The sequence below is a fragment of the Klebsiella sp. P1927 genome (assembly GCF_018204675.1).
Lineage (GTDB): Bacteria > Pseudomonadota > Gammaproteobacteria > Enterobacterales > Enterobacteriaceae > Klebsiella > Klebsiella pneumoniae.
Map to the genome: position 1 here is coordinate 1,555,524 of NZ_CP073377.1, position 17,675 is coordinate 1,573,198.

Sequence of the window (17,675 nt, forward strand, 5' to 3'; positions counted from 1 at the left end):
GTCACCTTTCTGAAGTACTGGGCTGTTTTTGCAACGCGGTCATTGCAGAAAATGCGTGGGGAAAATGGCGGACAATCTGCGTAAAAAAGGACCGGGCTTGTTGAATGGGATAGAAATGATCGCCGTCAATCACCACCGGGCCTGTAACGGGGCTCAGCCACTGACGCCAGGCATCGACCTGCTGCCAGGAGGCTTCGCGATCGTGGCTGCCGCACAATAACAGCGCAGGCGTGCGCAGCGGCGGACAGACGTCGGGCGAGTCGTAGTGATAGCTCTCGGTGGCGTAAAAATCAGCGCGCAGAAGAGGAAGAAACAGCGACATTAATTCCTGGTTTTCCCGCAGTTCAGGAGAACATCCGCCAATGTCTATCAGCTCAGCGATAAAGTCGGCATCATCGCGATGGCTGAGCTGGCGTTCAGAATGCAGATGCGGGGCATGGCACCCGGAAATAATCAGTCCTTGTGGCGCAAGCCCCCGTTGCTCCAGAAGTCGGCAGGTTTCAAACGCCACCTGTGCCCCCATGCTGTGCCCGGCGAGTAAAAGCGGCGTGTCAGGCGATACGGATGCTTCCAGCTCGTTCGCCAGCAGTGCCGCCAGTTGTGTAATGCTTCTGAGCGGTTCCAGATGGCGAAGGCGATCGCGCCCCGGCCAGGTCACCAGAGAAAGCGCGCAATCAGCCAGTTGCTCAGCTTGCCAGTGGCGAAACGCGCTACTGCTGCCGCCAGCGAAAGGGCACATGACTAGATGCGCAGTATTACCGTTTCGGGCGGGCCACAGCGGGATGCACATTGCAGATTGCGTCACAGCGCCTCCTTATCATCATCGTTGTAGAAACCGGCTAACCGGTCGTGGTGCGGCGGCGTCAGGCGTCTGATCTCCGCATTGCCGGTCTTACGTAAAATCTGCTGCCATAAACGTGATAACGCGATCTGATGTACGCTTTGGCAGGCCGCTGGTGGATGTTCGCCCGCCAGATGGCTGCGCAACTGGTGTAGCAACCAGCTGACGCCCTCCGGCCCGACGGTTTCGCAGCAGTCGCGCCAGCTCAGGGGCGCCGCGCTGCGCGTCAGACCCGGCAGATCGCGCAGGATCTCCGGTCTGCGGTAGAGGCTGTGGGCGTTCTCCTGATGGTCTGCGACAAACAGGCTGGATGACCAGATGACGGGGCCGTAGCTCGCCTCCAGCGAAAGATGACCTTCCGGCCAGCCCAGCAGCAGGCGGTGCATGATAAGGCTATGCATATCTGGATCGTCAGGATCGAGATAGCGCTGAAGCAGCAGGCAGGCTTCTCCCTCCGGCCAGAAGAGTCTCAGACAGTGAAAATCGCTAAAGCTGCCAACCACGTCGCACTCCACGGCGGCGGCATCAACGCCCAGAGCCAGCAACAACAAATCCAGAGTGGAGTAGAGCAACTGTCGGCTGGTGGTGGCGTGGACTACCGGCGGCGTCTTAGCCAGGCAGCGACGCAGCTGCTGCGCATCGCGAAGCCATGTGCGTCCCGCGCGCGTATGCGGATAAAACGTGTTTACCCAATAGCAGCAGCCCTGTTCCTGCGCCAGCGTTTGTAAGGAACTGATGTCATCCGGGTGGAGGGGATGCTCCTGAATGACGTGTACGCCGCGCGTCAGAAAGTGTCTGGCAAGCTGCGTACCGGTTCCTCCGGCGACGGTCGAACGCACGACAATACAGGCGATATCCGGCATCCTGGTTATCTGTTCCGGCGAGGTATACAGCGGAATGCCAAACGCATGAGCCAGCTCTCTTGAACGGGCGCTTCCCTGCGCCAGCAGGCCGACCAGTTCCAGCCCCTCCGGGGGCTGCATAAAGGCATTCAGGTACATTTCGCCAAATTTGGCGCCCACAATCAGTACGCGTTGTTTTGGGGAGGCGGACGGCATCATAACGTGTTCTCCGGTTGCGTTGAGGTTGCGCAAAGCCAGCGCGTAATGTGTTGCGCACAAGCCTGAACGTGGGGGGCTTCCATCATGATTTGCCAGTGGCTGGCTTCAATCACAGCGTCGTCGGCGTTGTTTATCCAGCCCTGCCACTCGGTTTCTGCTGGCGTCCAGCGCGCGGGTCTCCCGGCGGCATACACCATGAGACAGGGGACCGGAACGCTTTCGCCCGGCGTATGCTCAGTCAGTAAACGCAGCAGATGCGCGATGTTGTCGAGCCACGTTTCTGCCGCTTGCAGCGTCAGGTTTTGCGGCACCATACCGGCCGTTTTAGCGAGGCTGATAAAGTCGGCAAGCTGGCTGTCGGGCGTCTGCTGGTCGAAATGTTCGGGCAGTGCCAGAGGCGTTTGTCCTTCGGCTAACAGGCGCAGCAGGGCCGCCCGGTTTTCGCAACAGAAATCCTGTCGGCACACGGGATCGATTAACACCATCCGAACCTGCTCGCCTTTGGCGTACAGGCGCTGTGCGGCGCCCGCCGCAAGAAACGCGCCATACGACCAACCCGCCAGCACATAAGGGCCGTGAGGCTGCTGACGACGGATGCACCCGACATACTCATCGATCATCTGGTCGAGCGTGGCAAAGCGCTGCGGCGATTTTGCTTGCAGGCCGAAAACGCGCCTGTTCAACGCGCTAGCGAGCGGCAGCCAGGCGCTGATATCGCCGTCTGAAGCGTGGAAGACAAACAGGGTTTCCTCACCGTCGCCCTGGCAAAGGGGTATCGGGTTGTCCTCTCCTGACGTAGCCGCCTGTAGATGGGCGCAGAAGTCGCTCAGCGTCGAATGGCTGAACAGATCCTGAAGGTTAGCCCTGGCAATCCCTCTCCGGTTTAGCTGCGCGACCATCCTTGTCGCCATCAGGCTGTCGCCGCCCAGTTCGAAAAAGTCGTGATGCCTTGCCACGGGGCGAGACAGCAGCGATTGCCAGAGTTCAGCCACCTGTTTTTCCAGCGCCGGATTCCCCCCGGCAACTGGCGTGGGTTTGGCTGGCTCAGTCGGCGCATCAGACGGGGCATGCAGCGGCGTAAATAACGCTTCTCTTTGCCGGATCTGTAAAATGGGCAGACCGGTGCCAAAGCGCTGCTGTAAATAGCGGCTCACGGCTTTTTTATCCGGGCGATTTACGCCAGGCGAACGCGCCACCAGCAGATGCTGGCGCAGCGGCGACGATTCCTGCGCGGGCCACGCCAGCTCGTTTGCAAACCCGGCCTGAACGAGAACCTCCTGCCATGCGGAGCGGGTGAGCATCGGTTTCTCATCCCGGCGGCGGAAATCGCGGTATCCGCTTAATCCCTCAATAAAGCCCACGCTCGCCAGCTGGAATACGCTGTTTCGCTCCGTCGCTTCAACGATCATCAAACGTCCGCCGGCTTTCAGCAACAGTTTTAATCTGCGCAACGTCTGGACGACATGGCTGGCGTCGTGGAGCACATTGACGGCAACGATCAGGTCGTAACCCGCCTCCGGGTGGGCGGTGAAATCCAGCGGCTGGTTGATGTCGAACAAGGCATAAGACACCTGCGATTCATCATGGAAACGGGCTCTGGCGTCATTGAGGAACTGCGCGGAGACGTCCGTGAAGTGGTACGACTGCCGCGTGTTCCGCGTGGCCTTCAGCACCGGCGCGGTAGTGGCTGCGGTTCCGGCGCCAACCTCCAGAATCCGTTCTGCGCTGCACAAGGCGGCAATCTGCGCGGTATAGCGATTCAGACAGGCGCTGGCGGGGTTGTCGCGATACAGCGCGTCGGTAACGCGATGCTGCTCGTTGAACAGCAATTCCAGCGGAGAACACTGCCCGGAGAAGAGGGCGTCGTGCCGGGCGATGCAGGTTTCCAGATACTGCGCCAGCGCCTGGCTCCATTGGCTTTGCGGGCACGCTTCCTGAGGCTCAGGAATCTCGCTGAGCGGAATGCGGCAGCGCCAGCTTTCACCTTCGCGGATTAACCACTCTCTTTCCGTCAGACACTGTAGCCACTGGCGCAGCAGACGCTGGTGAGACGCTTGCGCGGACAGCGCCTGTACTATTGCGCTAAAGCGATGGGCGATCTCCGGCGTGGTAAACAGGCCGTGACGATTTAGCGTAGCCGCGATCCCCTGTAGCGCACGCGCCTCCAGCCAGCGCCAGGTCGCCTCCAGCTCATCAAGCTGCGCCTGCTCAGGCAACGGCAGCGCCAGTTGGGTAAGTTCGTGCTCATCAGGCATCGCCGCTGATGGCGACGGATCGTCGGCCATCACGATATCCAGCGTCAACGCGCCCTGTTCGGTTATTTCCGCTCTGGCCTGCCGGATGCCGGGGTATTCGAGCGTCGCCTGCTCAATATCCCGCAGGTCGTAGTCCGCCTGCGCGTTCAGCGGCCAGCGTCGGCGGGGAATGTGCCCGGCGATGCCGCTGGCGAGAGTCTTCAGGCTTTCAGGGGCGGCGATGACGGCTTGCAGGATGGCGCAATAGTCATTAAACATCGCCTCGGCAGCGCCGGGTTCCAGCACGTTGTCCATGCAGTACCAGCTAAACATCAACTCGCCGTCGCTCTCCATGACCTGATGATCCAGCCAGACCTGCGGCGTTTGCGTGAATACATAGCAGGGTTCGCCGAACAGATGGCTCATCGCCTGATCGATAGTCATGCCTTCCAGCGTCATCCCCAGCATACTGGTAAACACTACCGGCATCAGCGGTTGACGTTGTGATCCGCGCAGGCGGCCCAGCTCACGGATCACCTCAACACCGTTCATTTCACTGTGCGCCATGTTTTGCCAGAGGCGCTGTTGGGTCTGTTGCATCTGCTCTTGCAACGTCACCGGCGCTGAGAAGTTAAAATCAACCAGCGTGACGGAGGTAAAATCACCAATCAACTGGTTGATTTGCGGATGGATCGGCTGGCGATTGAAGAACGTCAGGTTCAGCGTAAATGTTGTGGTACGGCTCCAGCGCTCAAGGGTGGCGGCAAACAGCGTGAGCAGCGCGGCAGACGGTGTGACGCCTTGCTGCTGCCAGCGCTGTTTCACGGCCTGCCATTCTGTCTTGCCGATCGTCGATTTGAAGGTGGTGAAGTGTGGCGTTTCCGGGGGCGTCTCAACCACCGGCAGCTCTGGCGCTAAGGGCAGTTGCGGCAGTTTTTCCTGCCAGTAATCCCAGGCATCGTGCCATGCCGATGTCTGTCGGCGCGCCTGTTCAGCCATCACATAATCACGGAAGGTAATAGCGAGCGGCGCCAGCGTTTCACCGCGCCAGACCTGCGCCAGGTCGTCCATCATGACTTTAAAACTCTGCACATCAAACTGCAAAAGGTCGAGGTTCATATGCAGACGGTAATGGCAATCGTCGATTTCGCTGACCACCAGCTCAAAAAGAGGCCACTGGTCGGCAGGCAAAACGCGATAGCTCAGTTCATGCCGCCGTTTTTCCAGCGCGATGCGCTGTTCTTCCGGGGAAAGCGCGCGCAGATCGTCACGCGGGATGTGATACTCCGGCGTTGTCGCCAGGATTCGCTGCTGCCCGTCGGCATCAACCACCATACGCAACATATCGTGGCGTGCGATGAGCTGGTTCCATGCTTTCTCCAGTATGGCGAGATTGAACTCATCGTGGCGTTTATCCCACTCAAACAGGACGTGACAGGCGACGCCGCCATAGCCAATGAGGTGGGTTCGCCCCAGCCAGTAGGCGTGCTGAATGGGCGTCAAAGGGAAGGGCGCATAACGCTCGTCGGCGTCGTGCCGCAACACTTCCGGCTGCGAAGCGGCAGGCGTCGCCTCTGGCTTAGAACAGATAAGCTGCGTGAGTCCATGAGGAGACAGATCCTGCCACGCCCGTTCCGCATTGATGCGTACGCCCAGGTAGTGCTGAATATCGCTACTGAGTTCAAGGAAGAGCAGCGAGTCCATGCCGAGTTGCAACAGATCCTGGTTTGGATGCAGTGACGCCGGATCGCTCAGCCTTAGCTGAACCGCAATCCGCTTTTTCAGCCATGCCATCACCGCTGTTTCATCGCTCAGGCTGCCGTTAAAGGCGTTGTCATCAGCAGGAGGAATGACCGGCGTTGCGGCTTTTTCTGTGGCGCTGATGTTAAACAGAGCCTGTTGTAACGGGGGCATTTTGTCGGTAAAAACGCGCATCGCCAGTCGCCACGGGGCGCCGCGCATCACCGCCTGTTCCAGGTGCCAGCAGCCTTCGGCATCGCTTAACGCGCCCATACCTCGGCTGGCGAGCGTCGCCAGCATTTCCGGCGTGGCCGCCCGACCGCTTTCTCCCCATGCGCCCCAGGCGACAGAGAGCGTTTTCGGCGCATCAAGGGTGGAAAACTGCTGGGCCAGCCCGTCCAGGTAGCCGCAGGCCAGCGCATGGGCGCTCTGACCCGGCGCGCCGAGGGTGGCGGCAGCGGAAGAGTAGAGAATAAGATAGCGTCCGTCGTGGTTGCGCAGGGTTTGCAACAGCTGGCTTGCCGCCTGCGCTTTTACCGCGAAAACGGCAGCCAACTGGTGGTCATCAAGCTCCTGCAAGGGCGCGTCAGCCAATACGCCAGCGGCATGAATCGCTCCGGCAATGCCGCCGTTGGCCGCCAGATCGTCAAGAACCGTGGCCAGTTGCCCGGCATCGCCCACATCACAACGGCAGACGCGCGTCTGCCCGCCCTCCACGTCGCGTAGCCATGACTCATCCACGCGCGGCGCCAGCAGGGCGATGCGTCGCGCCCCTTTTTCTCTGAGCCAGTTCACGGCAAGGCGGCCTAATCCGCCAAACGCTCCGGTCACCAGATGCCAGCGGCTATCGCCGGTAAACACGTTTGCCGGTAATTCAGCGGCGCATCCCGTATTGGGCGCCAGTGAAGGGAGCCAAAGGGTGTCACCCCGTGCGGCGAGCCAGCGCTGTGATAGTGAGACTGCGCTCAACCCTTGATGCAGCGTTTCCCACGGGGTGTTTTCGGCGAGATCGATGGCGGCAAGCAACCGTTCCGGCTGTTCGTTGGCCGCGACGCGAAGCAAGGCCCATAGCGCGTGATGGGATGCAGAGAGTGCTTCATTTTCCTCGACTCGCCACGCGCGGCGAGTAACCACAATCAATCCGGCTGCGCTGGCGGTGAGCGCTGCTATCACTTTCTCCGCTAAGGCCAGCGTATCCTCGCTCTCCTCAACAATCATCAGTCGCGAAGAGGCGTGCGGATCGTGAATGATGCCGTATTGCGCCAGCTCGTCGCTGCGCGCAAGCGTACCGGCGCTGAAGCTAAAGGTAAGCGGATGGTCAATGCTGGCGACGTTGAGGGGCGTCCAGCGCCATTGATAATGCGTCTGCGGCGCAGGAAGAGGCGCGGCGGGCGATAGCGGCAGCCACTCGCCAGCAGGATGACGGGCTTCAACGCGCATCTGACCGCGGGAAAAGGCTTCGTTTTGCCAGCTTAAGCGAACCTTCCCCAGCCACTCCGGGGCGGCGACGGGGGGCGGTTCCACAGGTAGAGCGTCGCCATGACGCTGTGAAAGCAGACGCCAGGCCTCCTGCCAGCGGGCGTTAAACCGTTCGGGCTGACCTGCGCAATCAGACCAGTCGGCGAGATAATCACCGTTATCCGTCAGCGCCTGCCCCAACACGGGTTCTGATGGCGCGGTGAATGTTACGGCGCTAACCGCCTGACCGGGCAGCGTGGCGAGAATGATATGTTCGCTCATCCCGGCGGTCGGGCTGCCATCCTGCGGTAGCCACGCCACTTTGCTGAATCCGGCGTGGCGGCACTGTTGTTGCCACTGAGCGGTGGTGAGGAATAACTCACCTTCGCGGGCGTCGAGATCCTGTAGCGGAAGAACCAGCGGGCCGAAAACGAAGTCAAACAGACGCATTGGCTGGGTGATTTCGCGCATCAGCAGGCGCCCGCCCGGCTTGAGCAGGGGGCGCAGATTATCGAGCGTGCGGCCAATATGGCGGGTGGCGTGAATCACGTTCGCTGCCACGATAAGATCGTAAGACTGTGCCTGGAAACCCTGAGACTGCGCCTCTTTTTCGAGATCCAGCTCGCTATACTTCACAAAATCATAGTCGGCGAATTTCTGCTGGGCGCGACGGGTGAACAGCGCCGAGATATCGGTGAAATGGTACTCCAGTGCCGGAACGCCGTTGAGTTCCGGCAGCAGCCACGCGGTGGTGCCGCCGGTTCCGCCGCCAACTTCAAGAATACGCAACGGCTGGCGGGGCTGACGCGTCTGGACAATGCCGCGTAATACCCCGGCGGCGATTTGGTTGAAATAGCGGCCAAAGCTGAATTCCTGATACAGCACTTCCACGCCGTCGGAGGCGCTTTGCGGGAAGATAATCGCCACCGGTTCTTCCGCGCCGCTCATCATTTCATATAACCGATCGCCGGCACGGGCGATGGTGTCGGGAATAGCCTGAAAACCTTCACAATAACCGGCAAGTTCCGTCAGCAGTGATTCCCGCTGTTGATGTTCAATGGGGCGGGCGCGGACGTATCGCCCGTCGGTGCAGCGGTAATCGCCGTCGACCACGCAGTTATTCAGCAGGCGCTGGAGTAGCTGCTGGTAGCGGGGCAGCAGACGTCCACGGCGCATGATGGTCATGGCGTCCACGCCGTTCTCAATGGCATCGCCGGTACAGCGTTGTACCAGTTGATCGACGTAGATGGCGTGCAGTCGCGTGGCGCACTGTTTAAGCGCTTCCAGGCGAGGGAGATCGAGCGCTGTCGCGGCGCGACTCGCCACCTCCAGCCCGGCAGACAGCGCTGCGTCGGCAGGCTCGCAGGCCGGGGAGACGCGCTCTTTCCAGTAACGCTCAGTATCAAACGGATAACATGGCGCAGCGATACGTTGTCCATCGCCCGCCAGCAGGTCGGCCCACGGTAGGGCGACGCCGGCAGCGTAAAGCTGGAGCAGGGCCTGATTGAGGACATCGCTCGCCTCTTTGTTACGCCGGGCGCTGGCTATCCAGTATGCGTTATCGCGGTATTCGCGCTGCCCGCAAGCAACCAACTGGGCATCGGGCCCCATCTCCAGAAAAACGCGGGCGCCGAGCTGATGCGCCACCTGAATACTCTGGATAAAACGCACCGGCTGGCGCATGTGTCGGCGCCAGTAATCCGCCTGGTTGAGCGTTGACTCATCAATGACGTCGGCGGTGAGCGTGGAAATAATCGGTATTTGCCCCGGCTCCGCGTGCAGTCCCGCGCAGGCGTCCTGGAACCGATCGAGTATCGGCTCCAGTAAAGCGGAGTGCGCCGCACCGGTTACGCTCAGGCGACGATAGTTAATGTCATGCTGCGAGAGCGTGGCGCAAAATACCGCGAGACGGGCTTCCGGCCCGGAAAATACCGTATGTTGCGTACCGTTGTTGGCGGCGAGATCCAGCTCAAACTGGCGAGCCAGCGGCATCAGCGTGTCTTCGTCTGCAAATACCGCCACCATCGCGCCGCTTGCGCACTGCTGCATTAGCGCGCCGCGCCGACAAACCAGTGGCATGACCTGTTCAATCGTATAGTGTCCGCAGACAACGGCAGCGGCAAATTCACCGACGGAATGCCCAATGGCGAAGTCTGGCTTCAGTCCTTCAGCACGCCAGTGCGCCGCCATCGCGATTTCAAACGCGACAATCGCCGGCTGCGCCCAGGCCATATTGTCCAGCTGCGCCGAATCGGGGTTAAACATCGCTTCGCGCAGTGACGGCGTGAGCATTTCGCTACAGGCGGAAAAACAGCGATCCAGCGTGTCGGCAAACGCCGTTGAGTGCTGGTACATCGTTTGACCCATAGTGCGCCAGTGCGAGCCCTGGCCGGTAAACAGCCACACCTGCTTGCCGCTGGCGCCGTGGCCGCTGTAAACCAGCGCCCCCGATTTCTCACCGGCCCAGGCGCTGAGCGCCTCGGCGGTTTCACGGTTTAATGGCGCCGCCAGGCGGAAGGGGAGATCGAGACGGCGCGCGTGCAGGGCTGTGAAGGCCAGAGAGCTGGCATCCGCATCCTCTCTCAGCGCCCCGGCATAATCCGTCGCCAGCCGCCGCAACGCGCTGTCGCTGGCGGCGCTGAGCAGCAGCGCGGTACTTTTTCTGCCGCTATCCGTATCGGGGAGGCGCGCGTTGAGCGCGTCGGGCAGCGAGGCGACGATCATATGGCAGTTGGTGCCGCCAATACCAAAGGAGGAGACGCCCGCATAGCGCATTTCGTCCTGCCATGCCTGTGCCGACACCGGTATGGTAAAGGGGCTCTCTTCAAGTTTCAGCGCCGGGTTGGGGGTGTGAAAATTCAGTAAGGGAGGAATTTGCCCGCGACTGACTGCCAGAACGGTTTTCAGCAGTCCGGCAATGCCCGCCGCGGTATCCAGATGGCCCATGTTACTTTTCACGGAACCGAGCGCACAGCGCTGATCCTGCGGGCGAGGCGCATAGACGTTGCGTAACGCTTCAATTTCAATCGCGTCGCCCAGCGGTGTGCCGGTGCCGTGGGTTTCAATGTAACCTACCTGCCTGTCGTCGATGGCCGCCAGCATTAACGCCTCTTCGATGACTGCCTGTTGCCCTGCGACGGAAGGGGCGGTATAGCCGACCTTTCTGTTGCCGTCGTTGTTGACCGCGCTGGAGAGGATCACCGAGATAATCGGATCGCCTGACAGCAGCGCGTCTCTCAGGCGACGCAGCACCACGCAGCCGAGACCGTTACCGGCCCAGGTGCCCTCAGCCGAGGCGTCAAAGGGACGACAGTGACCATCAGGAGAGAAAATCATTCCGGGCTGGTAGCGGTAGCCTGCCTGCTGGGGGAAAGAGAGCGCCACGCCGCCGGCAACCGCCATATCGGATTCGCCTGCGCGCAGGCTTTCACAGGCCAGATGCACTGCAACCAGCGAGCTGGAGCAGGCGGTCTGTACCGATAACGCCGGGCCGTGCAGGTTGAGTTTGTACGCGGCGCGGGTGGCAATATAGTCTTTATCATTGCCCATCAGAGATTGCAGACCTTTTACCTGCGCGACTTCTGTCACGTTCAATGCTTCGCGACCGGGGTAGGTACTCATCCGGGAAGAGGCGAAAACGCCGGTCTTATGGGGGACGGCGCCGGGGGCATAACCGGCATGTTCCAGCGCATGCCAGACCGCCTGCAAAAATAGGCGCTGCTGCGGGTCCATCGACTCCGCTTCCTGTCGCGAATAGCCAAACAGGGTGGCGTCGAAGCAGTCGGCGTTGTCTAACACCGTACCGATATTGACATAATGAGGATCGTCAATGATGGCGGCATCCAGACCGACGGCCAGAAGCTCTTCGCGCGTAAAGCGTCGGCTGCATTCACGACCTTCCAGCAGATTTTGCCAGAACGTTTCGCCATCCGGCGATTCAGGAAAATGGCAGGCGTAGCCGATAACCGCGACAGGTTCGCAGTCCGGGTAGTGTTGAGCGATCGATGCATCAATGGAATCTGCTGTCGGCGCAGAAGAGAAGCGCAAGTTATCCATAATCGGTCCCGTTTCCTAAGATTCACAAAGTCAATGGAACGCCATGCGTTCGCGATGGCGTTCCGGGGAAAATCAGTTTGCTTCGCGCTATATCCGCCGCTGACGACGGCGAACAGGGCGAGGTCGTTTTGTTTTCTCCACCGTGGCGACGCCGGCCAGATAATCGGCCAGGGCAGCAGGAGAAGGGTGGGTGAAGAGGTCAAGCAACGTCAGGGTGGAAAATTCGTGACGTTGTAACAAAACGTGCAGTTGCACCAGATTCAGCGACGTTGCGCCCGCCTCAAAGAAGTTTTCTGCGGGCGTGACAGACTCGCCAACCACCTCGCGGAAGGCGTCGCAAATCAGGCTGACGGTGCTCTCGTCCGCCGCAATGTGTGGCTGAGAGTGCTCAGGGCATACGCGCGGTGAGCGCTCTGCGCATTGCCCTGCGTGTTTAACGGGAGGCACCAGCGCGGCGAGCGGCAGTTGCCAGCCGCTTTCATCCTCGGCCATTCGGTTTAGCAATGCGCAATACTGTTCAAACTGGCGCTCCACCTGCCCGGCAGGAAACAGCGCGGCGACAAAATCCCAGTTAAAGCGCAGTTCGCCTTCGGATTCATAAATCTGGTGATCGAGCCAGACCTGCGGCGTCTGGGAGATGCCCCAGACCGGTTTGAGCAGATTACGCCGGGCGAGGAAGTTATCCTGCTCAAAGCCCAGCGCGCTGGTAAAGACGACGGGCATCGGAACGGCAGGCACGTTTTGCCGTTGCGCCAGTTGACGCATCACGCGGATGGCTGACACATCGCGGTGGTTGAGGTTCTGGCTCAGCCGCTGCTGTAGTGACTGCGCGCTGTGCAGCCAGCTTTCGCCGGGATGCCAGCTCAGCAGCATCAGCGAGGTGAAATCGCCCAGAATCTGGTTGATTTGCGGGTGCAGCGGTCGCCTGTCGAAAAGCGTAAGGTTAAGCGTGAACTCAGGCTGTGCACTCCATGCAGAGAGAACCGTTGACCACACCGACAACAGTACGGCCGACGGGGTGAGATGGGCGTCAGCCGCCCGTTTTTTCAGCCGATGCCAGCGCGTGCTGTCCAGCGCGCCGTTCAGGCGGGCGAAGCGCGGTGTTTCAACCTCCTGAGGCAAGCAGCGCAGCGGCAACGCAGGCGCCGGAGGAATATCATCAAGCTGCGCCTGCCACCATGCCAGAGAATCTGGATTGGGCGACTGTAGCGAGGGTTGTTGCAGATAATCCCTGAAGGTGACGGGCAGCGGCGGAAGCAGCTGTTGCGGGTAGCGGTAGCCGTGCTCCAGCTCCGCCAGCAGGATCTGCATGCTCAGACCGTCAAGCAACAGGTTATCCAGACACAGCCACAGGCGGGCAGGCATCCCGTCCACGTATCCGACCTGGAGATCGAATACCGGCCACACTTCGGGGTTGAGTACCTGATGCGCCAGTTTTTCGCGCACCCGCAACGCCTCTTCAGGCGTATGGAGGGTGTGTGTGGGTATCACCCAGGGGGGCGTCTGTTCGAGCACCTGTTGCTGTCCATCACGCACGATGGCGCGCAGCATATCGTGGCGGGCGATTAATCGGTTCCAGACCGTCTCCAGCCGGGTGAGGTCCAGATCGGCAATTTCACATTCAACAAAGAAATGTGAGCCGACGCCGCCCAGGGCAAAGCCCGGCTGACGCCCCACCAGGTAAGCCTGCTGCACGTCGGTAAGCGCAAAGGGCTGGTAGCGTTCTTCAGGGGAGTGGACGAATGGTTGTTCGACCGGGACGTCGGTTTTCCGCAGCGTGGCGGCAAAATCCGCCAGCCGGGGATGATTAAACAGGTCGCTTAATTGCGCTTCATAACCTGCCTGATGAAGTTGCCCGGTCAGACGGGTCGCCAGCAGGCTATCGCCGCCTTGCTGGAAGAAGTCGGTTTCTCTGGTGACATTGCCAGTTGATAAGAGTTGCTGCCAGAGGGCGGCAACCTGTTTTTCAATGTCGCCCTGGGGTAAATCCGCTTCGGCCGGGTTTTCCGCTTCAGGGGTATGACGACGCTTCAGCGCCTGGTAGTCAATTTTCCCGTTAGCCGTCAGCGGTAAGGCGTCGAGGAAGACGATCCGTTGCGGCACCATCCACCCCGGCAGACGTCCGGCGAGGGCGGCCTGAAGTTGACGGGGATCGCGGCGCACCTGCCTGTCAGGACATTGTACGAGGAAGCGTTGTAACCCCGCGACCTCATCGCCATGCTGACAGTTGAAGGCGGCCGCGCTAAATAATGCCGCCCAGTCGGCGCTGTTATGCAGCAAGGCCTCCGGCTGCCCATTGGTTAACAGGAGCGTGCTGAGCAGGGCGGACGGCGTTAACTGGCGAAACTCCATCACGTAGAGCAGCGCGCCGGGAACGGCAAGCTGTTGTAATGTCGCAAGGAGCCCGGGATCTTCCGGCAGCAGACGATGCAGGGCGTTATTAAGCCAGATAATGTCCGCCGAGTGAGCGTGCGCCGCCAGCGTGTCTGCATTCCAGAGGGACAGACGGGCGCCAGGCCAGGGGGCGAGCCTCTGCCGGGCGCTCAGCAGCATCTCCTGGCTCTGCTCAAGCCCGACATACTCAATCTGTCCGGCGTTGAGCTGTGCTAACAGCGATTCTGCGGCGCGGCCAGTGCGGGTTCCCACATCAAGCAGGCGTACCGGGCGCTGTAAGCGCTGTGCAAGCTGTTGGCAAATTGTCGCCAGTTCCTGAATATACGGGGCGCTGGCCGGATGGTTAAAGGCCAGGCTTTCCGGCGACCACTGCGCGTCGTTCAGTAACGACAGTTCGTTACGGGCACCGCGAAGAATTTGCGATAACGTTAAATCATGTCCGCTGAAGTGCGGGTGCTCATCCTCGTGTTCTTCACCAGCGCAGACCTGATAACCTTCAGCAGCGGGCTTCAGTCGCCGTTGTGTCACCAGAAATGCTAACCAGAGTTCCACCACGGCCTGCCAGCGCGGCTGGATAGCGAGTGAGTTCATCAGGGGGAGAGGATCGGCGCCAGCGGTGTGACCCGGCTTCAGTTTTAGCAGGCGATGCTGAAGGAAATCGGCTACCTGTTCTGCGGAGATCTCTGGCGAGATGGCGCAACAGGGCAACGTTCCCGCAAGCGTGTGCCACGCCTGCGGCAGTGCCGGGTTCCGATGATCGGTAACGCAAAAAGCCTCGCCCTGAGGAACAACGTATGCCGCCAGCGTTTTTTCTTTTTCGCCGATCGCCAGAACGGTTGCTTGTTTCACCCCCGCCAGCTGGCTGAGCGCGCTTTCGATTTCGCCCAGCTCGATGCGATATCCTCCGACTTTGACCTGCTTGTCGCGACGACCGAGGAACTCGATTGTGCCATCTGGCCAGTAGCAGCCGAGATCGCCGGTGCGATACCAGCGCTCGTCCGGGAGCGTCAAAAATTGCTGCTCGCTACGCAGGGGATCGTTGAAATAGCCTTCCGCGACCCCAATGCCGCCAATCCATAATTCACCCGGCACCCAGTCAGGGCAGTCCCGGCCCTGTTCATCCACCACCCGGTAGCGTTGGTTGGTTAGCGGAAAACCGTAAGGGATGGAGCGCCAGTGGGCGGGGACGTCGTGAATTTCGCAGGCGTTAGACCAGATAGACGCCTCGGTGGCGCCGCCCATCGCGATAAATTGTCCTTGTGGCCGGAAGGCCCGATAACGGGCGGGGAGTTCAAGCCCGATCCAGTCGCCGGAAAGCATCACTGCGCGCAGGTTTTCCGGCGTGGCGTCGGCGAAACCTTCACACCAGGTCAGCAGCATATCGAACAGCGCCGGGACGCTGTTCCAGAGCGTGACCTGATGGCGCTGGATCAGCTCACACCATGCGTGAGGATCGCGCCGTTGATTTTCCATCACCATCACCAGCGCGCCGCCCGCGCGCAGTACGCCAAAAATGTCGTAAACCGATAAATCAAAATGTAGGGCGGAGAGGGCCAGCACCCTGTCATGCGGGCCAACCTGATAGCGGGTATTGATATCGCAACAGGTGTTAAGCGCTCCCCGGTGAGAAATGACTACCCCTTTCGGCGTACCGGTAGAGCCGGAGGTGTAGATAATGTAGGCCGGTTGCGTGGGGGCGCGTACTACCGGGTTGGCGATCGGCTCCGCCTCAATGGCCTGCTGCCAGGCAAGGACGGGAATATCGTCTGACCCGGCGCTGGTGTCGTGCTGACAAATGAGCACCAGCCGGACGCTGGCGTCAGCGTAGATTTTCTCGCGCCGTGCGGCAGGCTGATCCAGCGAAACCGGAACGTAAACCGCCCCGGCCAGCAGGACGGCCAGAACCGCAACAAGTTGTCCTGCGCCTTTCGACATCGTGATAGCCACATTATCGCCGGGCTGAACCCCGCACTCGATTAACCTGCCCGCGCAACGGCGGGCATAGTCTGTCAGCTCATGATAATTCCACTGATAACGCATGTCCGTTACCGCCAGCGCCTGCGGCTGTTGCAGAGCGATACGGAAAATGCCTTCATGCAGCAAGCCTTCGGGAATGGGGGCGCCGGTGGCGTTGACCCGTTCGCGTATCGCGCGCTGGCTGGCGGGCATCATATCTGCGAACGGCTTTTGCCAGGCGCTTTCGTCATCGCAGAGTTGGTTAATCAACTGGCAGTAGGCGTCGAACAATGTTTCGACTAACGCCGGAGGGAACAGCGCGTCGTTGCTGTCCCATTGTAGCCAGACCTCGCCGTGATGCTCGAACGCCAGATGATCTATCCAGACCTGCGGCGTTTGCGAGATGCCCCATTCCGGCTCGCCCAACGGCGATTCTGCGCGGCTGCTGTAGAGGGAACGCCCCAGATTGCTGGTAAATACCACCGGGGCGCCGTGGGGGTAGCGCTGCTGGCGTTTGAGTTCACGGAGTAATTCGACGCCGGACCAGTGGCGATGCTCCCAGTCCTCCGTAAACGTGAGCTGGTTTTTACGCGCCAGGTTGCTGACGGTATCGCCATCGCAGGCGGTATCCAGCAGAAGAATATTGGTGAAGTCGGCAAGCATCGCGCCAACCGCCGGGTGCAGCGGCTGGCGGTCGAATAAGGTGATGTTAAGCAGCAGACGCGTCAGGCCGCCCCAGCGAGCCAGCACGGCAGAAAAACAGGTCGCCAGCGCCATTGTCGGCGTCACGCCATACTCGCCGGCCCGGTTGCTAAAGGCGTGCCAGCGTGTTGCCGGGACAATCATGCGGCGTCGGGTATTACGGACTTCACGTAGCGTGGCGGGTTCGCAGGCCAGCGGCAAGACGGGCGCGGGGGGAAGCGTCGATGCTTTCGCCAGCCAGTAAGCGCGCGCGTCGTCTCTCAGTGTTTGATTGATCTTCTGCTGGTGCAGCAAATACGAGCGGAAATCATAGCGGGTGTCGATAGCCGGCAGCGATTCTCCGGCCAGCAGGGCGTTAAGCTCATCGAAGAAAAGCGTAAAGCTGGAGGCATCCATAATCAGCAGGTCAATATTGACATGGAGGCGGTGGCGATTGTCCGGCAAGAGCGTCAGCTGAAAATCAAACGTTTCGCCGATTTCCACGCGTAAAAGACGGTGGCTCAGGCGCTGGCGCAGTGCGTCCAGATAGGCCTGGCGGCTTTCAGCGTCGTTATGGCGTAAATCATGAACGGTGACGCCGTTCCAGTAAGGTTGCGGTAGCCAGACCTGCTGCCCGTCGGGGCGAAAGGCGATATGCAGCATTGGGTGGCGTTGCAGCAAGGTCGTGATGGCCTGCTCCAACTGCGACGCCGTCAGACAATGGCCTTCAAACTCCTGATACAGGTGGCAACCCACGCCGCCAAGCGTCTGCCCCGGCATGCGGCCCGTCAGGTAGGCGTGCTGTACTGGCGTCAATGGGAAGGGGGTACTTTCGGTCATGTTCGGCCAGGATGATTCGTCGGGCGGCGTTTCTTCTTCCGCGTTCTCAGGCGACCGGCTGAGCATTAACTGGTTCCATGCCGCCAGCGTGGGGGCGGCATACAGCTCGCGAAGGGTAAGGCGGTAGCCATTTTTACGAAACCAGTGTAACCATCTCATCAATCTTATGGAATCCAGGCCGGCCTGGATCAGGTTGCTCTCTTCATGTAACTGCTGCGGCGTTAAATTCAGTTCCTGTATGAGCCGCTCGCGTAATTGTTGGTAATCAGCCGCGTGGCGGTTGTCCGGTAACAGCGAATCCTGAGATGGTGCGCCAGAAATCATTCTTCCTCCTGATGGCACGTCTTACCGAAAAGCATTGCTCATATGAGAATAATAATTATTAACAATTGGATGCTACCCGAAACGGGTTTA

4 protein-coding genes are annotated in these 17,675 nt (G+C 60.2%); all 4 read right to left on the reverse strand.

The window, feature by feature from the left end; translation table 11 throughout:
• Position 1 precedes the first annotated feature (1 nt).
• The 4 genes from ybtT to irp2 all read right to left on the reverse strand — a co-directional run bounded on the left by ybtT (position 2) and on the right by irp2 (position 17,585).
• Complete coding sequence (gene ybtT, locus KB892_RS07760) at positions 2 to 805, reverse strand: yersiniabactin biosynthesis thioesterase YbtT (protein WP_000194284.1); 804 nt, start codon at positions 803 to 805, stop codon at positions 2 to 4.
• Positions 802 to 1,902, reverse strand: a complete 1,101-nt coding sequence (gene ybtU, locus KB892_RS07765) for a yersiniabactin biosynthesis oxidoreductase YbtU (protein WP_000982866.1) — start codon at positions 1,900 to 1,902, stop codon at positions 802 to 804. Before ybtU ends, ybtT begins: the two co-directional genes overlap by 4 nt.
• Positions 1,899 to 11,390: a yersiniabactin polyketide synthase HMWP1 gene (gene irp1, locus KB892_RS07770; protein WP_047669470.1), complete on the reverse strand. Its 9,492-nt coding sequence runs from the start codon at positions 11,388 to 11,390 to the stop codon at positions 1,899 to 1,901. Before irp1 ends, ybtU begins: the two co-directional genes overlap by 4 nt.
• 87 nt (positions 11,391 to 11,477) lie before the next feature.
• Entirely contained in the window at positions 11,478 to 17,585 is a 6,108-nt protein-coding gene (gene irp2 / locus KB892_RS07775) for a yersiniabactin non-ribosomal peptide synthetase HMWP2 (RefSeq protein WP_047669472.1), read from the reverse strand.
• Positions 17,586 to 17,675 lie beyond the last annotated feature (90 nt).